The organism is uncultured Roseivirga sp., assembly GCF_963973945.1.
GTDB lineage: Bacteria > Bacteroidota > Bacteroidia > Cytophagales > Cyclobacteriaceae > Roseivirga.
Genome location: NZ_CAXBBV010000002.1, coordinates 61,439 through 84,948, shown reverse-complemented (window position 1 = coordinate 84,948; position 23,510 = coordinate 61,439). Strand labels below are relative to the sequence as shown.

Sequence of the window (23,510 nt, the reverse complement as noted above, 5' to 3'; positions counted from 1 at the left end):
TCTTTGGAACCTATAAAAAAAGCCATCCCCAACCTCTTTACCCTAGCCAATTTAAGCTGTGGAACGATAGGTATTATTTTGTCTTTTCAAGGTGAAATAGAAACGGCTTGCTACCTTATTTGGCTAGCTGCTGGTTTCGATTTCTTAGATGGCTTTTTAGCGAGAATCCTTAAAGCGCAATCGGAAATAGGCAAGCAACTCGATTCTCTGGCCGACTTAATTACCTTTGGTTTGCTGCCATCCATTTTATATTACCACATGCTTGTTGGTAAAATAGATTCACCACTTGAGTATGTAGGAGTGCTCATTGCTGTTTTTTCCGCTTTGCGATTGGCTAAATTCAATATTGATGAAAACCAGACCACAAGCTTTACTGGTTTAACCACCACCGCCAATGGAATTTTCACCAGTACGCTTCCTTTAATCATTGTTGGAAACACCTTTATGAGTAGCTTTTTGGCGAACGAATGGATGCTTTTCACTTGTGCTGTTGTTTTTTCACTGTTGATGGTAGCTCCTGTTACTTTGCTATCATTCAAGTTTTCGAACTTTTCGGTGAAAGATAACTGGCAACGGTTTCTACTTATTTTATTGAGCATTGTGCTCATTGTAATTTTCAAAACGGCTGCAGTACCATTAATCATCGTTGTCTATTTATTACTTTCCGTAGTTAGCCAGCCCGTACATAAGAAAGTCCCATAATTCACGTTGAGCTTCAAGAAATGGCCAGTCGATTACGATCAAAACATATCTTGCTCATTGCCTTTTTCATTCAGGTATTTGCGTGGAATACAACTGCCCAAACATCAAGCGTTTTAGCGACTGGTAAATGGGTTAAAACGAGTTTTGAAAAAGAAGGTGTGTACCGTATCGACAGGAACACATTAAGCCAAATGGGTTTTGATGTAGCCGCGTTAAACCCTCAGAACATCGCCATTTATGGTAATCGGGGAGGAATGCTGCCTCAAGCCATTTCAAACCAAAAGGAAAAAGGACTTGTTGAAAATTACATTTTAGTGAAGGGCGAAGAAGACGGCATCTTTAATTCTGAAGACTATGTTTTATTTTATGTTGATCGGGTAAACGAACTGAAATTCGACACACCTTCTAGAAATTTTGAACCCGTACAAAATCTTTATTCAGACGAAATTAACTACTTCATTACCATTAAAAACTCTAAGGGGTTGCGTATTCAGGCCAATCCTAATTTAGGGACAAACTTTGCTGAGGTAAATACTTATAATAGAATCATTCGGCACGAAGTTGACGTTAAGAACATTCTAGGCTCTGGCCGTAAATGGTATGGAGAAAGCTTCAGCTCAGCCAATGAATTAACATTCAATTTTCCGCTGTCTAACTTGGCGTCAAATGACCAAATAAAGTTTAGCATTGAGGCACTAAGTCAAGCATTCAATGCAACCTCCATCAAAGCCACTGCAAACGACCAATCCATCGGTCAACTGAATTTCTCGGCAATTCCAAATACTCGGTATGGTGTAAAAGGAAATGAAGCGGCTGATGTATTCAACATCAGTACTTCAAGTTTTTCTGCTTCCGATCAATTCAATCTCAAATTGGCATATGATCCAGCAGGCGCTAATAATGCAGTAGCCTACCTCAATCATTTTCTTATCGACATCCCTACAGTTCTTCAATATGCAGGTGAATCTTTGCCTTTCAGAAGTGTTAAATCTTTGAATCAAGCCACCTCAACTTTCAAGGTTTCTGGAGCAAACCAAAATGTCATAGTATGGAACGTAACCAACCCACTTGCCCCAAAGAATCAAGCTTACAGTTTAAGTGGAAGTGAATTACGCTTTGGTGCCTTTTCAGACGAACTTCACGAATATGTGATGTTTGAAGCTGCACTACAGCCTCTTCCCACAAAATATGAAGCCCTTTCCAATCAAGATTTACAGGGAAGTTCAACTCCAGACATGGTCATTATTTCTGCTCCAGAGTTTTTGAGTGAAGCTGAACGGCTAGCTTCTTTTAGAAGAAGCGAAGATGGACTTTCTGTTTTGGTGGCCACACCCCAGCAAGTATACAATGAGTTTTCTGCTGGCAGACAAGACCTTACCGCTATCCGTGATTTCATGTATCATTTAAAATCACAAAGCAACCAACTCAAATATTTACTGCTTTTTGGTAAAGGCTCTTACGACTACAAAGACAGAATTGAAAACAACTCCAACTTTGTTCCTACTTATGAGTCACGAAGTTCCATACATCCCCTCACCTCCTACTCTTCCGATGATTTTTTTGGCTTTTTGGAAGATACCGAAGGTGAATGGGAAGAAAACACCGCAGGCGATCATACGCTAGATATTGGTATTGGGCGAATTCCAAGTACGACTTTGGAACAAGCCAAAACTACCGTGGATAAAATCATTAATTATCAAACTTCAACGGAAAGTATTGGCGACTGGAGGAGAAGGTTGGTTTTTGTTGCCGATGATGGTGATAACAATTTACATCAGCGTGATGCAGATCAGCTAGCCACTTTGGTAGATACTACCTATGCAGGCTTCAATGTGAGAAAAATTTATCTCGATGCTTACGAGCAAATCAGGTCTCCTAATGGAGAATCATCGCCAAAGGCTGAAAAAGCCTTATTAGATGCCGTTGAACAAGGGGTTTTGATCATGAATTTCACTGGGCATGGAGCAGAAACAGGTTGGATGCAAGAGCGTATTCTTACTACCGAGTCCATTGACGATTGGAAAAACATAAACCGACTCCCCCTATTGGTTACCGCTACCTGCGAGTTTGCTAGAAACGATGACCCAACTATTTTTTCGGGAGCGGAAAAAATGATTTTTAAATCTGATGGCGGGGCCATTGCCTTAGTGGCTACGGCCAGGCCCGTGTTTTCATCCTCCAACTATGCTCTAAATTTGGCCCTTTATAAAACCATTTTAGAGCAGCCCAACGGTAATTTTCAGCGTCTTGGCGATATCATACGCTTCACCAAAAACAATGCGCTGAATGGTGCAAACAATAGAAACTTCATTCTCTTGGGCGACCCAAGCATGCGTTTGTCCTACCCCAAAAAACAAATCAGTATCACAAGTATTAATGGGCTCGCGCCTGTACCTCAGGCCGATACACTCAGTGCCTTAGAAAGGGTGCGGATTGAAGGCCAAATAGAGTCGAATGGACAGCGAATTGATACTTTTAATGGCGAACTCACCTTCAGCCTTTTCGATAAGCGAAGCACCTTGCAAACTATCGGTACTGAGAGTGATAAATTTGAGTATTTAGAACGTAACAGTCAGCTTTTTAATGGCCAAGTTTCGGTAGTGAATGGTCAATTCTTTGTTGAATTTGTGGTGCCTAAAAACATTAACTATCAATACGGAAGTGGCAAAATGAGCATGTATGCATTGAATAACAGTAACCCAGAAGATGCGTTTGGTGCCAAAATAGATTTCGTATTGGGTGGTACTGCTCAAAATATTACGGAAGATAATACCCCGCCAGAGATTAGGCTCTTTCTTAATGATTCAACCAAAGTCACCCTTCCCATTATAAAAAGAGATGCTAGTCTAATTTTAAAATTATTCGATGAAAGCGGTATTAATATTTCAGAAAATGGGATTGGCCAAAATCTTTCAGCCACGCTAAACGATTCGGTAACTTATAATTTAAATGGCTTCTATAATGCTGAAAAAGATAATTTCAGAAAAGGAGGAGCCCAATTTCCATTAAGAGATTTACCCCTAGGAATAAACACCTTAGAAATAAAAGCATGGGACAACTACAATAACTTAGCAAAGAAAACGATTGAGTTTACGGTGACAGATGAAAATTCTACGATCATCACAGAAATAAACAGCTACCCTAACCCGTTGGTAGAGAATACTACTTTTAATATTTCGCATAATAGCGCAGGCGAACCGTTAGAGTTGAGGATTGATATCATAAACGCGCAAGGCGAAAATGTAATTTCATTATATTCAGAAATTGAAAGAGGTTCAAATACCGAAAGCATAGCATGGAACGGTTTAGACAATTCAGGAGTTAAATTGGGCAAGGGAATTTATGTTTACAACGTGGTTTTGATATCTAAAAACAACGGTAAAACGTACACCAAACGCAAGAAACTTATTATTTCATATTAGTTTTATAATAGTATCTTTGAAAAAAAATTACATGAAAATTAACATTAGGATCGCAACAATCCTGGTATTAGCCGTCATTTTTTCGTTTCCTTCCGTGGCCCAAAATTCTGGCACCATCTCAGGACAGGACACCGACAAGAACGTAATCACTACTGCGGTTCCATTTCTTACTATTGCGCCAGACCCGATTTCGGGAGCGATGGGAGATGTTGGAGCTGCTACAGCACCTAATGCCAACAGTATTTATTGGAACCCAGCTAAGCTTGCTTTCATTAATAATGATTACGGTTTTGCGTTTTCATACACGCCTTGGTTGAGCAAGTTTGTAGACGACATGTCTATTTCTTACTTGTCTGGCTATAAAAAAATTGACGATAATCAGGCGTTTGGAATGGCGCTTACTTATTTTGATTTGGGAGACATTCAACTTACCGATGGAGTAGGTAACAACCTTCAAGTAATTAACCCAAGAGAGTTTTCCATTGCAGCCACTTACTCAAGAAAATTAAGTAACGATTTAAGCCTTGGTGTAACAGGTAAATTTATTCACTCCAATCTTTCTGGAAACATTACCACCAGCCCTGTAATGGATCCAAAACCAGGCACCAGTATTGCTGCCGACATTGGGGTATATTACAAAACGGAACTAGATGTTTTCGCCAAGCAAAGCCAGCTTTCTTTCGGTGGAATTATATCTAATATTGGTGCGAAAATATCGTACAATACTGCCGATGAAGAAGACTTTATTCCAACTAACTTAAAGTTAGGAACTGCTTTGGCCAGCTTTCTTGACCCCTACAATAAAATCACTTTTGCACTAGATTTTAATAAGCTCATGGTACCTACCCCTCAAGAAGATGGTAGCCACAGAGACAAATCCTTGATTGCAGGCATGTTTGGTTCTTTTGGCGATGCTCCAAACGGGTTTAAAGAAGAGCTCCAAGAGGTTATGATTTCTTTCGGAACAGAATATGAGTACAAAGAAACTTTTGCCATAAGAGCAGGATATTTTTACGAGCACATAAACAAAGGAAACCGTAAGTACTTTACTATGGGAGTAGGCTTTAAAGTTAAAAAATTAGGAGTCGATTTTGCCTACCTAGTGCCTACACTTCAAGAGCATCCGCTTGCCGAAACCTTAAGATTTGGACTTACTTACAACCTTGACAAAAAAGCCAAGTAACACGAATGCTTGACAGAACAATCGCTCCGGGCTTTAAGCCCATCAAAAAAGTTACAATTCCTCAAGTCGATTCATCTTCACTTTCTAACGGAAGGAAGGTTTTCTTTTTGAATGACTCTGCAGTAGAAGTATTTAAAATTGATTTAGTAATTCCTTGTGGAAGTTGGTTTGCCGAAAATTACAACTTGATTTCGTTGGCACTTAAAATCCTCAATGAGGGCACTACACATCGAAATGCTCATCAACTGGCAGAGTCTATCGATTTTATTGGAAGTTTTGCTGAATTCTCTCCGGGCTTCGACCAAAGTACCATTTCGTTCTATGGTCTTTCTAGGTTCTTCGATAAAAATTTAGCCCTGCTTTCCGAAGTAATAAGTAGTCCTAGTTTCGATGAACAACAGTTTGAAACGTTAAAGAAAAAAGAGGTTCAGCGCTTAAAGCTAAATCTTGAAAAAAGCAGCTATTTATCATCAGTAGCCTTAAGAAGTTCACTTTTTGGACTAGATCATCCTTACGGAAAAAATAACAGCGTAGATAAAATTGAGGCAGTTCGATTAACAGAAGTTCAAGCGTTTTTCGCTTCTAATTTTAGCGACTTTGATATAATGCTGTCTGGTAAATTGCCAAATGATTTTATTGAAATTCTTGAACTGAATTTTGGCAAAAACCCTATCAAGCGAGTGGCTTTGCCTGAGCACCAAGTTACCAACACGGTAGGACGATTAAATGAAATTCGAAAGCCAGCTTTTGTTCAGTCTTCAATAAAAATCGGGAAAGTGCTTTTCAACCGTACGCACCCTGATTATATGAAGTTCACCGTAACCAACGAGCTTTTTGGAGGTTTCTTTGGATCACGATTAATGAAGAATATTCGTGAAGAAAAAGGCTTTACTTATGGCATTCATTCACATCTCTATTCCCTTAATCAAGAGGGCTACTTCAATATTGGTACAGATGTAAATGGCGAAAATGAACAAGCCACCATTGACGAGATTTTCAAAGAAATTGTAAAGCTACAGCAAGAACTTGTTGGTGAAAATGAGTTAGAAACGGTAAAGAACTACATGGCCGGTTCATTTGCTGGTTCCGTAAATTCTCCTTTTGCCATCATGGAGAAATTTAAAGCCGTGTATTTTCAGGGTATGGATATGAGTTTTTACGAGCAGTACTTAAACTCGGTATACAAAGTAACCAGTGAAGACATCATGCAAATGGTAAACACTCACCTTCAACCCGACAGCTTTTATACTTGTATTGCTGGACCAGAGAAGTCATAAAAAACCCGAAACTTTTCAGATTCGGGCTTTACATTTCCTAATGTTGGTTGTACACCTTGGCAACAATTCGCCAACCACTGTCGAACTTTAATAGACTGAGGTAATCGGTATACACTTGTTTTCCTTGATTAAAAAGCTCGATTTTGACTTGAGCCGCTCCACCCGTAACATCAACCGAAGCAAATTTATGCTCCCATTTGTTCTTTGGATCTTTAGCATCATAGTCATTGGCTTTCCTTTTTGCTACACCATCAGTCCATGCAGCAATAGGGTATTTGCTTATGGCCTCTCCCTTTGCTGAGTAGATAGCAAAGTCTTCGTGAAACCCTTTTTTCATGGCTTCCGCATTCAATTCATTGAACGCTCCATGAACATAAGATTTGAGTATCAAATCTTTAATTGCCTCTTCTTCTGCCTTGCTCTTTGCTTCGTGTTTAACAAAAGCAAAAGACGAAAGACCCAAGAGGCAAACGATAACCAGTAAGTAATGACCTTTTTTCATAGTTTAAATTTTCGTTAGTGATTACCTAACTAAAACTGATTTTTTAGTTTTAAGTTACATAATTATTCAAGCAAACCCCTTATACAGGAGGCAAAACGACATGTACCAAACATAAAAACGCAATCAACTGATTATTAATTGATTAAAAAACAAACTGAAAAACGAGATGTACCAAAACGCCATAGTCGATCAATTAATGAGTAGCTTCTTTACAGAAGCTTTAAATGGATTTAAAACCTGTTGAATACATTTAAAAGCTGATTTTGGCTATCTCTGGGCTCAGAATTAGTATCATAATTTACAAGTATTAATTACACATATTTTGAGTTGGTCAGAGTTTGGGCTGACAAAAGTACAGATCTATAATTGTCCTAGGATAACTTCAATATATATTTAGGGTAAAAAATGGTACATCTCGTTTTTAATTAGGGTACATCTCGTTTTAGCGATCTTACTCGTACCTTAATGATTCTACGGGGTTCCTTTTTGCCATTTTAATCACCTTGCCCGAAATAGAAAGAAGGGCAATCAATTGAATAGTCAGAATAGGTATTAATGCACTTGTTAAACCTGGAGTTACATGATAAGTCCAGATGCTGCCCATGAGTATGCCTGCAAAATAAACACTTACTGCCCCACCCAACACTGAAGCAATGCCTACAATGATCAGGAATGGCCTATTAATTAAGGTGGTAATTCTAGCAATGGACGCTCCTAATACTTTTCTGATGCCTATCTCCTTGGTTCTACTTTGAATATTGATAGAGACGAGGGTAAAGAGCCCAATAGCAGAAAGCACAACGGCTATCACAGCCAGAAACAAGAACATGGTTACAATATTCTTGTTTACATCTCTGGCTTCGCCAAGTACGTTGATTTCATGACTATAAACTCTCGCAGGCCTATCTTTGATCACTTCACTCCATGTAGATTCTAGATAGTCCATTGTTGCGCCAGCCTGCTTAGGGTCTACCTTAGCTATAAGCATAGATAAATCCTTATCATCTTTGAGCTTCAATATCATCGGTTCAATGGGTGCCCACAGACCAAAAGTATAAAAGTCCTTCACCATCCCTACCACAGTAAGTCTAATGCTATCGTTCATCGTAATTTGCTGACCAATAGGCTCTTCCCAACCAAAACGAGAGGCCATTTTTTGATTAATCACAACCCCATTTTGCTTGTCAACTTCTTGATTTTCAGCAGTAAAAGAACGCCCTTCAAGCACTTTAAACCCCAACGTTTCCATATAATTGAGTCCAATATCCAGAATCGTTACTTCTCCTTCATTATCTTCTGTTTTCACAGCCCTTCGGTAAGAACTCCACCCTACATGGCCGTTTGTAAGGGCAGCACCTTCAATTAAAGGGTTGGTTTGAACTACTGCTCTAAACCTCTCTGCTTCGCTTGAATTATTGAGAGGAACCATCAAAATTCCTTCTCTATTATAACCTAAGTCTAACCCTTCTTGGAAGTTAGAATTCTGAACAAAAGCAAAACCAAAAACTAGTGCCATTACCGAAATCAGCATTTGAAATCCAAGTAAAATCTTAGACAGAATACTGGACGAACCTACCTTTAGATTTCCTCTAAGAATCGCCACTGGACGAAATCGGCTAACAAAAATGGCTGGATAACCTCCTGCTAAAACCGCAGTTAAAACAAGGCTGGAGATCAAGAAAACTATCATAGATGGATTGTTTCGAAGGCTTAAGAAAACATCCATATTGGGCCACATATCACTATATTTTGGCACAAGCCACAAAGAGAATAACAAACCTAATAGAAGTGCTAAAAAGCACAGTACCAGATTTTCTCCTAGAAACTGAACTACTAACTGAGCTCTAGACCCTCCGACTGTTTTTCTTATTCCTATTTCTTTCAACCTTCTATTGGACATTGCAATAGCAGTGTTTGTGAAGTTGAAACAAGCCAAAAGCAGAATGAGCACAGCCATAATATTAGGAACCAAAATATGTGCAGGGTGAAGCGTTTCATTTCCTAGATTTGTTCCATTCAAATCTCTTGAATTGAATGCTAGCTCATCCATAGTTTGCACCCAAAATCCGCTGGCAGGTAAGTCTTTTTTCACCTCTGCTTGAACAGCCGCATATTTTTGCAGAAGTGCTGGGGCTGTTTCCACAATTGAAGGGTCTTTACTTTGAATAAACAGGCCATCTGTAAATTGACTCCAGTCATCCTTTTTTATATTAAAATTGCGATAGAAGTTTTCGAAGTCAGCTATCAATTGAAACTGAAGTGTGCTTTTGAGCCCTGGTTCTTCAAAAACAGCTCCCACAGTAAGAAGAATATTAGGCTTTCCAGTAAGTACCAATTCAATGGTTTCACCAACCGCATTTTTTTTACCAAATAGTGAAATAGCAGTTCGGTCAGAAATCAAGACAGTAGAAAGTTCATGATAGCTTTCAGCATTTCCATATAATACGGGGAAAGTGAACATGGCCATAAAGTCCTGATCCACAAAAGCCATGGTTCGGTTAAAAACATTGTTATCTCTTTTGATGGTAACTCCTGCCCTTTCAAACCTACTTGCGCGTTCAATACTGGGAATTTCTGATTTGATGACTGTACCCAAAGGCATGGGAACGATTCCGAAAGGCACCTGACTACCATTCTGGTCTATTCGTACAGAGACCTGATAAAGCTCGTCATAATTGGCGTGTTGCTTATCGAATGTGGTAGCAAACTCATAATTGAGAAATGCCACAATACAGCAGGCTAGTGCCAATCCTAATCCCACAATATTAATGAATACAAAGAGCTTACTCTTAAGTAAGCTCCGGATAGTGACCTTGAAAAAATTTTTGAACATAACCTTATTGTTTTGATTTGAGTGACCGAAAGATGCAGAAACATAGCCGAAGGTTGCTTTCATCTAGGTAATCATTCCAGCATCTGAACGAGAGGTTCGATCCTTTTGTAAGTGGTGTTGTTTTTATGATCTAATTGTTACTTTTGCCAACAAATTAAATCACCCTATGGAAATGGAATTGAAAAAAGTTGCCCTAAACGATCTCCACGAAAAGCTTGGAGCTAAAATGGTACCCTTTGCAGGTTATAACATGCCTGTTCGCTATTCATCTGATTTAGAAGAACACAATACTGTGAGAAATGGTGTTGGTGTTTTTGACGTTTCGCATATGGGTGAATTTGTTTTGGAAGGCCCTGAAGCCCTTGACCTTATTCAGCGCGTAACGAGTAACGATGCATCTAAATTAGTAGATGGTCAAGCTCAATACTCTTACTTACCAAATGAAGATGGTGGTGTCGTAGACGATCTTTTGGTTTACAAATTCAAAGACGAGAAGTACATGCTCGTAGTGAATGCTTCTAATATTGAAAAAGACTGGAACTGGATTAGCAAGTACAATACGAAAGGCGCGACAATGAAAAACGTGTCGGACAGCCATTCTCTTTTTGCTGTTCAAGGCCCTAAAGCTGTTGAAGCACTTCAATCACTTACATCAGTAAACCTTTCAGACATTAAGTTTTACAACTTTGTGGTAGGTCCTTTTGCGGGTGTAGAATACGTAATTATTTCTGCCACTGGTTATACTGGTGCTGGAGGTTTTGAAATCTATGTAAGTAACGAGCATGCTGAACAGGTTTGGAATGCCATTTTCGAAGCAGGCGCGGCTTTTGATATTAAGCCCATTGGCTTAGGTGCTAGAGATACACTACGCTTAGAAATGGGCTATTGCCTTTACGGAAACGACATTACGGACGAGACTTCGCCATTAGAGGCAGGCCTAGGCTGGGTAACCAAATTCACTAAAGAGTTTACAAATTCTAAAAACCTTCAAGCTCAAAAAGAGGCTGGTATCACGCGTAAACTTGTTGCTTTCAAAATGATCGACAAAGGTATTCCAAGAGGTCATTATGCACTTGAGGACGCCAATGAAAACATTATTGGAGAGGTAACTTCAGGCACTATGTCTCCCTCTTTAGGCTATGGAATTGGATTGGGTTATGTAACCCTTGAAAACTCAAAAGTGGGGTCTGAAATTTTTGTAGCTGTTAGAAATAGAAAACTTAAAGCAGAAGTAGTAAAACTTCCATTTTATAAAGCCTAATTACGGCTTCATTTATTCCCCAAAACATGAAAATAGACGTTTGTTATACCCCCGACCTTATCCATCAGTTTGAGGTTGAAAATAAAACCGTAGTAGTGATTGATATTCTCAGGGCTACTTCGTGTATGGTGGCCGGATTGGGTTCGGGTATACAATCGATCACTCCTGTTGCTTCCATTGAAGAGTGTGAGGCGCTGGGCGAGCAAGGCTATATCATGGCTGGAGAGCGCGGTGGAGAAAAAGTAGAACAATTCCATATGGGTAATTCTCCTTTTGATTACATGAAGCCTGAGCTAAAGGGAAAAAAAGTAGCTACTACTACCACCAACGGCACACAAGCCATTGAACTTTCTAAAAATGCGAAAGAGGTAATTATTGGTTCTTTTCTTAACCTCAATGCTGTAGTAAATCATCTGATGAAATGTAACAATGATGTGCTGCTATTTTGTGCAGGTTGGAAAGGGCGTTACAATTTAGAGGATAGCCTTTTTGCGGGAGCCGTTTGTAATGCATTAAAGCAAAATGCTGAATTCGAAAGCGATTCAGCATTATGTGCTTTTTTCTTATACCAGTCTATGGCTACGGATCTTGCTTATTACATCAATCGAAGTAACCACGCTGCAAGGTTATCAAAATTCAACGTAAGAGAAGATATTGAATACTGCGCAAGGTTGAATGAATTCAATATTGTACCGAAGCTAAAGGGCACTGAATTAACAGTATAAACCAAGTTAGGCTTGCTTAGCTAAAGGTTTCTCAAATTCTTCAGGATCAAGGTCAACTTGAACCTCTGCATTCTTTAGCACTTTCTTTAACCTATTACTTCTTTCTCTAAGCCCATACACCCAACGATTGATAGGCTGGAAAATCTTTGGTAGATCATTTCGGAACACATCACAAAACAGTACCACTCTGGTTTCATTGGTTTTGTTCCAAACCGCATGCTGGAAAGTGTCATCGAAAAGTACGTCTTCGCCTTCTTTCCAGTCATAGCGCTGACCGCCATCTATAATATAGCATTCACCTTCTTTAGGAATCACTAATCCCAAATGGTAACGCCAAACTCCTTTATAAAATCCGTTATGTGGAGGAATGTGCTTTCTTGGTCCAATAATGGAAAACATGGCTGTTGTAATTCCAGGTATTTGCTTCAATAGCGCAGCCGTTTTTGGGGCTTTTTCGCAATTCCCTGCTTGCCAATTATCATAAGCCTTGAACATAAAAACCCTCCAAGCCGCTTTGTCTTTATCAGAAACAAAACGTTGAATTTTGTCTACTTCATGAAACTTAGGAATGTTATTTTCATTCTTCAGTACCTCTATAAGTTCTTCTTGAATTACCTTCCAGTTGTCCTTTAAAAGTTGATGATCGGGAAAAAATTCATCTACATCAACAATAGGCGGATTCCTTTTAAAAAGGCGTAGTACCAAAGAGAATGTAATTGCAATAAGACTGGGCTCTACAAAATAGAGTATCACATTCAGCAAAATAAAGGCTAGCAGAATTACACCTAAAATCTGTAAAATGATCATAACTCAATAGTGGATTTAATTAAAAAAAGGTATTTAAAACTGTTAAAAATTTAACCTATTGACACCTACAACTCACAAAAAGTTCAACCCCATTCTCGCAATAATTGTTCAAAGCATTACGAATTTAATTTCTCGTTGTTTTTATGTCTGTCCTTATCTCTTTGAGTCTTTTTGGCCATCTTCATATCCCAAGCAGCTTGTAAATCAACCCCCGTTTGATTAGCCAAACACACCACTACAAACATTACATCAGCAAGTTCTTCACCCAAGTCTTTATTCTTATCCGACTCTTTTTCAGACTGTTCCCCGTATCTTCTAGCGATAATTCGAGCAACCTCCCCTACCTCTTCTGTCAACTGCGCCATGTTGGTAAGTTCATTGAAATAGCGAACCCCAAACTCCTTGATCCAATTGTCAACTTCCTTTTGAACGGCCGTTATTCCCTTTGATTGCTCACTCATTATTTTTTGTCTTTAGTATCAATTATTATGGTTACTGGGCCATCGTTTACCAAGGCCACTTTCATATCTGCACCAAACTCTCCAGAACCAATGGCCTTACCCAAATCTGAGGTCAACTGTGTTTTAAAAGCTTCGTAAAGCGGAATGGCCACATCAGGCTTTGCCGCTTTTATATACGAAGGTCTATTGCCCTTTTTAGTACTGGCTTGCAATGTGAATTGACTAATCACCAAGATTTCGCCATCTACATCAATCACACTTTTGTTCATTACGCCCTCTTCATCTTCGAAAATGCGCATGTTAACAATCTTACGGCTTAGCCATTCAATATCTTCATGATTATCGGCTTCCTCTATACCTACTAAAATCATTAAACCTCTACCAATAGCAGCTTTTATTTGGCCGTCTATGGTTACCGATGACTCGGAAACATGTTGTATTACTGCGATCATATCAATGCAAAAAACCTGATTAATAAAATAGGATTCAAGTAATTTGGCTAAATTTCAACCTATGCGCATCAGGTTATATTGGCTACCCATTTTTTTGACGATTACCATAGCCGCATTCCTTTTCTATAAAAATGTACAAGAGCCTGTTACTTATGGTTTAGCACCTGCTTTTGACGGAAACGACTACACTCATATTTACCATTATTTTGTGGGTTTGGAAGATAGTTACCAAGTTCCTTTTCCTTTTAACGGACGAATTTTAGCGCCCTGGTTAGCCGCCCAAATCGACTCTGGGGATATAATTCGAGACTTCCAATGGGTAAACTTATTTTTCACTTTAGTTTCTATAGTCGCCCTATTTGCTCTTTGGCGACAGGTGGGTTTCGAGCTAAAATGGTTTATCGCTGGCTTCTTCTGGTTGCTCTTCCATTGGACGGGCATCATTCGCCTGAATGCCTTCGATCCGGTTACGGTTGATCTTCCGCTCTACCTTTTTCAGACTTTGCTATTACTCATTATTCTGAAAAGGAAGTTTGTTTGGTTGCTGATTCTGGCTCCGTTGGCCACCGCTCAAAAAGAGTCGTTTTTGGCACTAGTGGTTATACTCACTGCTTACGGCATTTGGCACAACAGAAAAACAGAAGAAGGCTATTATCCAATTCCAATATTGATTTCAGCTGTTGCTCTTTCATTGATCGTCAAATTCTCTATTGCCTACTATCTCCCTCCTATTGAAGAAGGAAAGGGAGTCATCATTACCTTACTATACCACGGAAAAGAAGCCATCCTCCACCCTTTTGAAATTGTGCGCTGGTTGGTAGCTATGTTTGTGGCTTTTGGCCCTGCACTGTTCTTGGCTGGAAGAAAATACATATTGACCAATCGTTATGATAATACCCGAAATGTGCTTCTAATTTTTACGCTTACCTATCTGGCTTTCGGTATTTTGGCGGGTGGCGATATGACCCGCATTATCTATCTCGGTTTTCCTTTCATTGCCACTTGGATCATGTATGAGCTGCGCGAAATGAGAACCAAGCCATTGTTGATTCTTGGGCTTTTATCTCTTCCGCTTATGATGCTTCATCAGCACATTCCAGACCCCGCTTTTCAAATGGAATTATGGAAAAGTTGGTATCCTGAATTCGCTAGTACAACAACTGTTTTAGTACTTGTGGCGTTCATACCTGTATCTCTAAGTATTCTTCTTATTAAAAGAAATTGATATGCCATTAGGTGGATTAGGTAGTGAAATGTTCAACAACTACAGAGGCAATAGGTCTCTCCTAGGTAAGAGAAAGGGGCTTGGAGAGCTATTAAAAGAAAATGGCGCTTTCACCCCGAACAAAGAAATCACATTAAAGGAACCCACTGATGCGGAATTAGCGGAATTCAGAGAGAAGCTTTACAGAACACTAAGAAAAGAAAAACGCAGGAGAATTATATCAAGAACACTTACCGTTCTGATTATTTCAACATTGCTCTATTTCATCATGAAAGACCATTATTGATCGAGTTACTTCTATGAAGTTCTAACTAATACTTCAATCTTTCTACAAGTAGAGCGTTTCGCGTCTACTCCATATTCTTGTTCCAAACAAGCCAAAGTACTCTCCAAAAAAGCCCGATGAAGGAAATAATCAATCCGAAATAAAGCCAAACCACCCAAACGCCTTGAACAAACATATCACCCAAAACACTCAGTTTGTCTTGAAAACTTAGACTCGAAAAAGGTGCGTAAATAATCCATCCTCCTTCATTCTCTAACCCATTATTCATATCACTTAGTAAAGCTTGATGAAGCAAATAAATTGAAAGTCCGATAAACAGCGTAAGGAAAATAACTTGGACTGTGTTTTTGAAATTACTGGCCGATGCACGCACAATAAAAGTCCAACTGCCAATAGCCGCATAAACTAGAAAAAAGAAGGTTGAGGTTTCTGCAATAAAATAAGTGTCACCAATACCGAAGGTGGTGTCGCCAAAAACTGATGTTACTTTGAAAAAAGTAAAGAGAAGCAATAATGAAAAAATTGCGCTCAGCAGTAACCAAAGCAATTCAGAGCACCAGCGTTTCGGTGTAAGTAAATCCTTCATTTCACATCTTCTGCATAATTTCCGACTGATAATAATAGCAGCCTTTATCGTGCTGCTGGGCTACTTTCATCATGGCGTCCGCTACTTTATCGGCATGGATGGGGCGGTACTTTTTCCATGGGCCAATAAACGGAATGATACGGGTAATGATTTGCGCAAACTTTTCTCCTGGTCGACTTTCACTGCGGTTGCCACGCAGTAAACTTGGTTTAAAAATATAAATGGTTCGGTAAGCGAGAAACGAGAGTTTGTCTTCTAACTCTCCTTTTACCCTGTTGTAAAAATACCTTGAGTTTTTATCTGAACCCATGGCTGACACCAAGAAAAATCTTTCGGCTCCAGACTTCAGCGCCCTTTCTGCCAAATTGTAAGGGTAGGTAAAATCCACCTTATAAAAAGCATCCTTCGAACCCGCTTTCTTGATGGTAGTTCCCAAACAGCAGAAAATGTCATCTATTTTTGGGAAGTCTTCCATGCTTTCTAGCTGATCGAAATCAATGTTGAGTTCGGCATATTTCTCATGCGAAATACCTAAGGGCTTTCTTACCAGCGCTATGACCTTAGCATACTGGTTGCTGTTTAATAAATTTTGAGTGAGTGACCGACCAATCAGTCCGCTTGCACCGGCAACGATTGCTGTTTTTTGTTCCATAACTCTAATTTAGCCAAAAAATCATTCTGTAGAGTTATGCCTTCATCTTGGGCGTACCACAAGTGCAAATACACTGAAAACTCGATCGCACTGCGCTCTTGTGTCTTTCTGTTTTCTAAAAATTCATTCTGAATTACAGTTGGTCTTGGCCCCCAGTCACCCAAAACCGTTAAGTCTTCGGGGTTTAAGCTAATAATTTTAGGAATAGAGCGTCCTCCATTGGTTAAGAACTGATCTATTACTTCTGGATGCTCATCGCGCAAAATCAGCTTCATTTCTAAGAGCGGATTCAGCTGAGTCATTTTGTAGATGAAGGGCAAATTTTGAGCGGCATCGCCACACCAGCCTTCGGTAATTACCAACAAAGTAAGCGGAGAAGTGATATTGAGCAGACGTTCTTGGATTTCGGAGCTTAACTTTCCAATTTTCGTCCATTTTTTCATGCGCTTATCATTCATTCGCGCATAATTAAGCATGTCGTCTGATTGGTTCTCTCCAGTGGTTTTTTCTTCCATTAACAAATTACTCAGCAGGCTTAAATACTGCTCGTAACTCATTGCATTATCCAGTAATTCTTTGGTAATAACAGGTTTCATATGCCATGATTTTTGAATGACAAGATGGAAACCGAAGTCTATTCAGAATCGTTCGCTTCTTCCCATTTTTTAAAGCGAGAAACGTCATCTCTAAAACTTTTCCCTAGCCAAACCAATACAGTGGCATCATCTATTAATCCTGCTACAGGAATAAAGTCAGGAATGGCATCGATTGGGGTAATAAAGTAAATGAGACCAGCGACAAACATGAGAATAGTTTGCCATGGAGTTTCGGTATAAACGCCCTTAATATAGCTTGAAATCATACGCATGATCAAGGATAGAAACTCTACGATTTTACTTTTCAGCGAATCATCGCTACTACTGGCTTCCATCTTTTTTTGTGTGTCGGCCAATAGCTCTTTGAGCTTTACCCGATCATTCACAATCTTACCAGCCTTGGCCTTCATTTTGCCAAAAAATCGTTCTTCTCTTTCGTTTAAATCCTTCTTTTTACTCATACATTATAAAAAAACCTGTCTTATTTCATTTTTTACAAAAGTGAGCGTATCGCCCACTGGATCACTTTCCAACTTGATCATCTTATCAAAAATAGCCTGCGACAAATCAATTGCATTATTTTCGGCCTTCATTTCCTGCGAAGCGTCTTGAATTACGGCTATGATGATATTTACAGTGGCTCTCACTTGCTTCCAAGCTTCATCGCTCATGTAAACTTGCTGCGAGAGGTTATGGTTTAGTTCTTCTCCAATTTCATTTAAAAGCAACTGCTGAAATTCAAAAGCACTAATTGCAGGATTACTTAAGCGAAGCAAGATGTTATTGGGTGAAATTCGCTCTAATAATAAACAGGTACGCTCATAAGCTTGTAGTCGAACAGGCAAAACCGTATCTGTAGTCTTCATTTTCAACCCAATCAGCTGAGCATCAAACTGCTTTTGAAGAAAGTTTCTGACAATTAAGTACACGGCATAAAGTACCAAACCTGCCGGAACTAAAATTTGAATTAAATCGGTAAAATATTCCATATTCATTTAAAGCAACTTTCTGTTGGTTGTCAGAAATTGTGAGTGAAAATAATGAGATTATTGGCCAAAGCCATTGATCTAACTAGATTTTCATTTTTTCATTGCCCGAAACTAAGGCACAATCCTGTCAAAGAAAAAACCAGAAGTCGGTAACAGGCTGTTTTTCATATTCTGTTAATCGCTTTTTGATCTGAATTTTACCCTTTGGCGATGCCACAACCACCATAATTTGTGGATTTTTCAATTCTTGTATAAAACTTACATGCCTCATTTCTACATCATAGACTTCTAAACCAATTTTCTTTTGATTATTACAAACCCAATAAAACGACTGACTTCTTTCCTGAAGAAGTTTTGCCATTTCCTTTCCGTTGGTACCAGCTCCCCAAAGCACTAAAGGTCTGGATTCATCACGGTCGAGCTCGAAAAAATAGCGCAACTTTAAATCGAAGTAGCGATTATCTTCATACACTTTAAGCGTTCTTGAAATCCTGTCTGGCCTGTCTCGCCAATGGTTAAGCACTTTATTTAAGCCCACGATTTTTAACCCATGTTTGTAAAACCGAAAGCAGAGATCGTAATCTTCAGGATAAACTTCAGGATTGAAAGCGTCCACCCCATCAAAATCGTCTTTGTGCATTAGCCAGCATTGTGAAGGAATAGAGCATTCTTTGTAAATCTCCTGGTAATGATTGTCATCTGTCGCGATTTCATTTAGCCAGCGGTCGTAACGTAAAAAACCTTCACCCACTTCACCTTCATCTACAAAATGGGCTGTACCTCCTGCTACCACCGTTCCCTTTCCATGCTTCTGCCATTCCTCCACCAGCACTTGTAGTTTATCTGGCGGCATAATATCATCTGAATCCATCCGATTTATTAATTCGCCTTGGGCAAAAGCATAACCATGTTTTAAAGTAGGAATCAGAAAATTGCGTTCGCTATGATACAGCTTAATGCGTTTATCTTTTTGAGCATAAGCCTCCAAAATCTTAGGAGTGTCATCTGTAGAATGGTCATTCACGGCAATCAATTCCCAGTGGCGGTAAGACTGACCAATGATAGAGTCTATGCATTCGTGCAAATAGGGCGCAGTATCTTTGGCAGCCATAATAATGGACACCAATGGCGATGCGCCAGAGCTATTTGAGTTCTTAGAATGCATGTTTATTTTCAGCGGGTTTTATAAGTGCCGAATTCAAGAAATTTGAAATTACCGAAATAAAGGGGCAAAAGCACTGATATTCACATATTCCGAACTCAATCAATAGAGAAAGCTCTCAAGTTCAAAAGATATTCAACAACTTAAGCGGAAGGAATGGAACATTCTCAATTCTGACTAAGTTTACAACTCAAACAAAGTAGTGATATGTCGCAAGTGTTAGAACCCGTAACCATTACACCCAAAGCCTTGGAAGAGGTGAAAAGCATAATGTCCAATAAAAGTATTCCTGAAGGATATGGGCTGAGGATTGGTGTTAAAGGTGGTTCTGGCTGCGGTGGAATGGGCTACCTATTGGGTTTCGATAAGCCCAAAGAAGGTGACATTACTTATGAGGTAGACGGAGTAAACGTGCATGTTGAAAAGCGACAAACCATGTATTTACTGGGCTTAGAAGTCGATTTCTATGAAGGAGCCGATGCTAGAGGTTTTACATTCGTGAATCCTGAAAAAGAAGGGTAATACTTAGATATTTACATAACCGCTTCCAATAACAGGTTTTTAAGCCAGCTATTCAGTTCCATATCTAACACCATATGGATGCGATCTTCTGTGCCACGATTATGAACAGAATGAGGATCAGAAAGTCGGCAATACCAACATTCACCTGCCTTCATAACCACTCGCTTTTTGTTTAGGTAGAACTCTACGTTGTCATTCGTCACTACAGGAACATGGAGTCTTACAATTCCATTTTCTTCATCCAAATCATAATCCCGATGCTCCTTAATTTCAGAACCTGCGCCAAGCTTCATCAGTCTAACACTTGTTATTTTTGTCTGAAAAGCATCGATCACTTCCTTAAAATAATCGCAGTTCTTTAAGAAGGGAGTATCCTCAAACTCGACAACACCAGGAGCAGAAAAAATCATCTGAATAGGGTGAACAGCTCCTTTTGGACCTCTGAGCGGAATCACACTCCAATCTCCCGAATAATTATCTTTGACGAAATGCTCGGTCCAATCTCCATAAATTTTATCCAAATCATCTATTAATAACTTCTTATCAAACTTGAAAGGCAGTAAAGTTTTTTCGGGCAACATAGATCACAATTTACATCAGAAAAAACATTCAGCACAGACATAAGAAATTATATTTGCCTCAAATAATCACCATGGCTCAATTCGATGTTGTTATTGCTACCTGCGATAAGTATGTAGCTCCAGAGAAGATCACTCCCTATGTGCAAAATGTACTTACTGAAGATCAAATCGTACTTTCAGCTTTGGAAAAGAAAGGGCTTAAGGCAGTCCGTAAATCATGGGCTGACCCTGATTTTGATTGGAGCAGCACGGATAAAGTATTGATCAGAACTACATGGGATTACTTTGAACGCTTTGAAGAATGGCAGCAGTGGCTTGATTTAGTTTCAGAGAAAAGCACCCTTATCAACCCCGTAGACTTGGTGCGCTGGAATATGGACAAGCATTATTTGGGCGATTTACAAAAGCGCAGCATTAATATTCCCGAAACGCACTACATCGAAAAAGGCACTACCACTTCTTTGAAAGAATTACATGCATTAACAGGTTGGGAAGAAACCATTTTAAAACCTTGTGTATCGGGTGCATCGCGCCACACTTATAAGTTGAATGCAGATAACCTTGAAGCACACGAGGACATTTTTCAAAAATTAATTCAGAATGAAGCATTTATGCTTCAGCCTTTTCAGAAGAATATTTTTAAAGGTGAAATATCCTTAATGGTGATTGGAGGCCAATTTACCCATGCAGTGCTGAAAGTGGCCAAACCGGGCGACTTCCGTGTACAGGATGATTTTGGTGGTAGCGTCCACGACTATCAGCCTACGCAAGCAGAAATGAATTTCGCTGAAAAGACAGTATCAGTTTGTAGCCCAAGCCCTTCTTTAGCGCGTGTAGATATTATTCGCGATAACAATGATGAGCTGGCCATTATCGAAATCGAAATGATTGAGCCAGAGCTTTGGTTTAGGTTGAACCCAAAGGCTGCCGATATTTTAGCAGAGGCCATCTAAAGACACCTTATAGAATTAAGATTTGGTAAACGATGAAGCTTTGAGCAACTTAGGTAGTTCGAACCAACACTTCTTCCCCAAAATGATTATCAAACATACCAAGTTCATACTTTGCTCATTTTTACTGTTTACATGCGTTCAACTTTATGGGCAAAAAACAGGGTATGGCAGCTCAACAACTGAGCACACTATAATTTCAAATGAAGGAAATCAATACAAATTAAAGGTCACTTTTCCAGCAGAGTATAACTTGAGCGAATCATATAAGACCCTATATTACTTAGATGCTTGGTGGTTATCTGAGCTTGTTCTTGGGTCTTATGCTATTTTAAACCTTACCAACAGTGTTGAAGATGTAGTTTTAGTTGGTATTTCTTTGGAAGGGAGCGAGTTAGATTGGAACACCCAGAGAAATCGTGATTTTACACCTTCAGCCTATGACATAAATAAAATGGGTTTCCAGTTAAAGGGAGGATCGGGAGAAAATGGGGTAGACTTAACTCCAGAAACGACAGGAAAAGCCAATGCCTTCAGCGAATTTCTAAATAATAAGGTTTTCAAGTTTGTAGAGAATAAGTACTCAAACATCACTGAAAGTAGAGGTTTAATTGGACATTCTTTTGGGGGATTATTTGGTATCTATTCGATGCAAAACCATCTGGAAATGTTTAATGATTTGATTTTAATATCTCCATCAGCATGGTGGAATAAGTCTGAACTCTTAGATGAAACTCGGTTTTCTAGTTTTAACAACTTGAATCGAGATACAAAAATCCATTTATCTTATGGTGGGGCAGAGTCAAGGCTGATCACAGCGTCTAACCAATCCTTAAATTTGATCTTAAATGGGCTCAAAAATGAAAATTTCAATTTTAAATTCGAAGCCTACGAGAATAAAAATCATCATTCAGTCCTCTCCAGAGCAATTTATGATGGACTTTTCTTCCTGTATGGAAAAGATTAAAGAATCGAGCAATTCATTTGATGATCATATACCGTTCAAATATCCAAGAGAATGTTTGAGCACATTCCCATACTAGTGCAATAGTTTAAAGCTTACCTTGAATGTTATCATACGCTTATATTATGAAAAGAACATTCCTCTTCGCATTTCTAATGCTGACTTCATTTTTCAGTATTAAAGCCCAAATGGTGAATATTGAAATCAAAACCGAGTTGGGTTCTATTATGGCAGAGCTTTACCCCGACAAGGCGCCTATTACTGTAGCGAATTTCATTAAGTACATTGAGAACCATAAGTTTGATAGCGCCAGTTTCTACCGCACAGTAAGGATGGACAATCAACCCAATAATGAGGTGAAGATTGAAGTGATTCAAGGTGGCATTTCCTATAACCGTTCGGTGTCTTCTTATCCGCCTATTGAACATGAAACCACTGAGAAAACTGGAATTTTACACAAAGACGGAGTTTTATCTATGGCGCGCGTTGGGCCTGGCACGGCTACTGCCGAGTTTTTCATCTGTATTGGAGACCAACCTTCACTGGATTTCCGAGGAAAAAGAAACCCTGATGGGCAAGGTTTCGCCACCTTTGGCAAGGTGACCAAAGGAATAGATATCGTCAAGAAAATTCAGCAGCGAGAAGGCAAAAATCAATACCTAGTAGAGAAGGTTAAGATTTACTCGATTAGTATTTTGAAATAAAAACTTAAGTCACTTAGTTGATTACTATTTATTAAGATACCATGGAAAACTCATTCTCTCATAAAATGGCAATCAAGTCCACCGAAGAACTTGAAACCATATTAAAAAACAAAAGTGACTACCAGGAAGATGCCATTTTAGCAGCAATTTGGGAACTCGAAAATAGAGGAGCAGAAACTTCCCAAAAAATAGGCAAAGAAATTATCACTCAAATTGCTGAGAAGACAGAACAGAAGAAGAAAAAATCTAACTATACCAGCGATCCAAGTGCACCTAAACTTTACCCATGGTGGTCTATTGGAGTAATTTCAGCCTTCTTCACCCCCCTCATTGGAGGAGTCATGATGGCCATGAATTTCAAACAAACCAACAACAAGAAGCAAATCCCAATCGTCTTAGCCTTCTCTGTATTGTTTACCGTCATGGTCGTTTTCTTAGTAAACTATCTAAGGGTTAAATATGACTCAACTACAAATTTAACATACATTCTAAACCTAATAAGCGCTGTCATATTAAGTGAATATTTTTGGAAGAAGGGAATCGGAAATGACTTTGTATACCGAAAGAGATCGCCATTGATTCCATTTATAATTTCCTTTGCAATAACCGCATTCTTCATTTGGGTATCTACTCTAGGTTAGAGTGATAACTTTAAATATTCCCATAAA

Annotated in this window: 24 protein-coding genes and 1 pseudogene; 13 read left to right on the top strand and 12 right to left on the bottom strand. The window is 39.1% G+C overall.

The genetic code is table 11. The features are described 5' to 3' along the window. Positions 1-3 precede the first annotated feature (3 nt). Genes pssA through AAC026_RS04700 form a run of 4 tightly spaced genes read left to right on the top strand, consistent with a single transcriptional unit; the run spans position 4 to position 6,584 of the window. On the top strand, positions 4-702 hold the full coding sequence (pssA, locus tag AAC026_RS04715; protein WP_339695424.1) for a CDP-diacylglycerol--serine O-phosphatidyltransferase: 699 nt from the start codon (positions 4-6) through the stop codon (positions 700-702). A 20-nt stretch (positions 703-722) separates the two neighbouring features. Further along, positions 723-4,124 carry a type IX secretion system sortase PorU gene (porU, locus tag AAC026_RS04710; protein ID WP_339695421.1) on the top strand — a complete coding sequence of 1,134 codons (3,402 nt, stop codon included), beginning with the start codon at positions 723-725 and terminating at the stop codon, positions 4,122-4,124. A gap of 31 nt (positions 4,125-4,155) precedes the next feature. Further along, complete coding sequence (porV, locus tag AAC026_RS04705) at positions 4,156-5,307, top strand: type IX secretion system outer membrane channel protein PorV (protein ID WP_339609200.1); 1,152 nt, start codon at positions 4,156-4,158, stop codon at positions 5,305-5,307. Between the two features lie 5 nt (positions 5,308-5,312). Beyond that, complete coding sequence (locus AAC026_RS04700) at positions 5,313-6,584, top strand: pitrilysin family protein (RefSeq protein WP_339695419.1); 1,272 nt, start codon at positions 5,313-5,315, stop codon at positions 6,582-6,584. A 37-nt stretch (positions 6,585-6,621) separates the two neighbouring features. On the opposite strand, the gene AAC026_RS04695 is transcribed toward AAC026_RS04700, so the two are convergent. Both AAC026_RS04695 and AAC026_RS04690 read right to left on the bottom strand, forming a co-directional pair. Further along, on the bottom strand, positions 6,622-7,086 hold the full coding sequence (locus tag AAC026_RS04695) for a nuclear transport factor 2 family protein (RefSeq protein ID WP_339609204.1): 465 nt from the start codon (positions 7,084-7,086) through the stop codon (positions 6,622-6,624). Between the two features lie 451 nt (positions 7,087-7,537). Further along, positions 7,538-9,919: an ABC transporter permease gene (locus AAC026_RS04690; protein WP_339695416.1), complete on the bottom strand. Its 2,382-nt coding sequence runs from the start codon at positions 9,917-9,919 to the stop codon at positions 7,538-7,540. A 166-nt stretch (positions 9,920-10,085) separates the two neighbouring features. Between AAC026_RS04690 and gcvT the strand changes: the two genes are divergently transcribed. Further along, on the top strand, positions 10,086-11,180 hold the full coding sequence (gcvT, locus tag AAC026_RS04685) for a glycine cleavage system aminomethyltransferase GcvT (RefSeq protein WP_339695414.1): 1,095 nt from the start codon (positions 10,086-10,088) through the stop codon (positions 11,178-11,180). A 26-nt stretch (positions 11,181-11,206) separates the two neighbouring features. Further along, entirely contained in the window at positions 11,207-11,905 is a 699-nt protein-coding gene (locus AAC026_RS04680; protein WP_339695411.1) for a 2-phosphosulfolactate phosphatase, read from the top strand. A gap of 6 nt (positions 11,906-11,911) precedes the next feature. On the opposite strand, the gene AAC026_RS04675 is transcribed toward AAC026_RS04680, so the two are convergent. The 3 genes from AAC026_RS04675 to dtd form a co-directional block, all read right to left on the bottom strand. Then, the gene (locus AAC026_RS04675) at positions 11,912-12,712 is read right to left on the bottom strand and encodes an aspartyl/asparaginyl beta-hydroxylase domain-containing protein (protein ID WP_339609413.1); all 801 of its coding nucleotides are present in this window, start codon (positions 12,710-12,712) and stop codon (positions 11,912-11,914) included. 116 nt (positions 12,713-12,828) lie between these two features. Then, on the bottom strand, positions 12,829-13,173 hold the full coding sequence (locus AAC026_RS04670; RefSeq protein WP_339609415.1) for a nucleotide pyrophosphohydrolase: 345 nt from the start codon (positions 13,171-13,173) through the stop codon (positions 12,829-12,831). Beyond that, positions 13,173-13,625 carry a D-aminoacyl-tRNA deacylase gene (dtd, locus tag AAC026_RS04665; protein WP_339695408.1) on the bottom strand — a complete coding sequence of 151 codons (453 nt, stop codon included), beginning with the start codon at positions 13,623-13,625 and terminating at the stop codon, positions 13,173-13,175. The genes AAC026_RS04670 and dtd overlap by 1 nt, the downstream gene beginning before the upstream one ends. Positions 13,626-13,686: 61 nt before the next feature. Between dtd and AAC026_RS04660 the strand changes: the two genes are divergently transcribed. After that, a complete protein-coding gene (locus AAC026_RS04660; RefSeq protein ID WP_339695406.1) occupies positions 13,687-14,850 on the top strand; it encodes a hypothetical protein in 1,164 nt (387 codons plus the stop codon). A gap of 1 nt (position 14,851) precedes the next feature. Continuing rightward, positions 14,852-15,136, top strand: a complete 285-nt coding sequence (locus AAC026_RS04655) for a hypothetical protein (protein ID WP_339695403.1) — start codon at positions 14,852-14,854, stop codon at positions 15,134-15,136. A gap of 64 nt (positions 15,137-15,200) precedes the next feature. On the opposite strand, the gene AAC026_RS04650 is transcribed toward AAC026_RS04655, so the two are convergent. The 6 genes and pseudogenes from AAC026_RS04650 to AAC026_RS04625 all read right to left on the bottom strand — a co-directional run bounded on the left by AAC026_RS04650 (position 15,201) and on the right by AAC026_RS04625 (position 19,124). Then, the gene (locus tag AAC026_RS04650; protein WP_339695400.1) at positions 15,201-15,722 is read right to left on the bottom strand and encodes a hypothetical protein; all 522 of its coding nucleotides are present in this window, start codon (positions 15,720-15,722) and stop codon (positions 15,201-15,203) included. Position 15,723: 1 nt separating this feature from the next. Beyond that, complete coding sequence (locus AAC026_RS04645; protein WP_339695397.1) at positions 15,724-16,374, bottom strand: oxidoreductase; 651 nt, start codon at positions 16,372-16,374, stop codon at positions 15,724-15,726. Beyond that, complete coding sequence (locus AAC026_RS04640) at positions 16,332-16,970, bottom strand: thioredoxin family protein (RefSeq protein WP_339695394.1); 639 nt, start codon at positions 16,968-16,970, stop codon at positions 16,332-16,334. Before AAC026_RS04640 ends, AAC026_RS04645 begins: the two co-directional genes overlap by 43 nt. A gap of 101 nt (positions 16,971-17,071) precedes the next feature. Beyond that, positions 17,072-17,236 (bottom strand): annotated as a pseudogene (locus tag AAC026_RS04635) (DUF1232 domain-containing protein); the annotation flags it as partial. 198 nt (positions 17,237-17,434) lie between these two features. Continuing rightward, positions 17,435-17,959, bottom strand: a complete 525-nt coding sequence (locus AAC026_RS04630; RefSeq protein WP_339695392.1) for a hypothetical protein — start codon at positions 17,957-17,959, stop codon at positions 17,435-17,437. A 127-nt stretch (positions 17,960-18,086) separates the two neighbouring features. Continuing rightward, positions 18,087-19,124: a glycosyltransferase family 2 protein gene (locus AAC026_RS04625; RefSeq protein WP_339695390.1), complete on the bottom strand. Its 1,038-nt coding sequence runs from the start codon at positions 19,122-19,124 to the stop codon at positions 18,087-18,089. Between the two features lie 213 nt (positions 19,125-19,337). On the opposite strand from AAC026_RS04625, the gene AAC026_RS04620 reads away from it, so the two are divergent. After that, complete coding sequence (locus AAC026_RS04620) at positions 19,338-19,643, top strand: iron-sulfur cluster assembly accessory protein (RefSeq protein ID WP_339696015.1); 306 nt, start codon at positions 19,338-19,340, stop codon at positions 19,641-19,643. An 11-nt stretch (positions 19,644-19,654) separates the two neighbouring features. Here the strand turns inward: AAC026_RS04620 and AAC026_RS04615 are convergent, their stop codons facing one another. After that, positions 19,655-20,224, bottom strand: a complete 570-nt coding sequence (locus AAC026_RS04615; protein WP_339695388.1) for an aspartyl/asparaginyl beta-hydroxylase domain-containing protein — start codon at positions 20,222-20,224, stop codon at positions 19,655-19,657. Between the two features lie 71 nt (positions 20,225-20,295). On the opposite strand from AAC026_RS04615, the gene AAC026_RS04610 reads away from it, so the two are divergent. The 4 genes from AAC026_RS04610 to AAC026_RS04595 all read left to right on the top strand — a co-directional run bounded on the left by AAC026_RS04610 (position 20,296) and on the right by AAC026_RS04595 (position 23,483). Further along, on the top strand, positions 20,296-21,177 hold the full coding sequence (locus AAC026_RS04610) for a hypothetical protein (RefSeq protein ID WP_339695387.1): 882 nt from the start codon (positions 20,296-20,298) through the stop codon (positions 21,175-21,177). A gap of 82 nt (positions 21,178-21,259) precedes the next feature. Then, on the top strand, positions 21,260-22,141 hold the full coding sequence (locus AAC026_RS04605; protein ID WP_339695384.1) for an alpha/beta hydrolase-fold protein: 882 nt from the start codon (positions 21,260-21,262) through the stop codon (positions 22,139-22,141). A gap of 122 nt (positions 22,142-22,263) precedes the next feature. Continuing rightward, complete coding sequence (locus AAC026_RS04600) at positions 22,264-22,842, top strand: peptidylprolyl isomerase (protein ID WP_339695382.1); 579 nt, start codon at positions 22,264-22,266, stop codon at positions 22,840-22,842. Positions 22,843-22,883: 41 nt separating this feature from the next. Next, a complete protein-coding gene (locus tag AAC026_RS04595) occupies positions 22,884-23,483 on the top strand; it encodes a hypothetical protein (protein ID WP_339695379.1) in 600 nt (199 codons plus the stop codon). Positions 23,484-23,510: the final 27 nt, after the last annotated feature.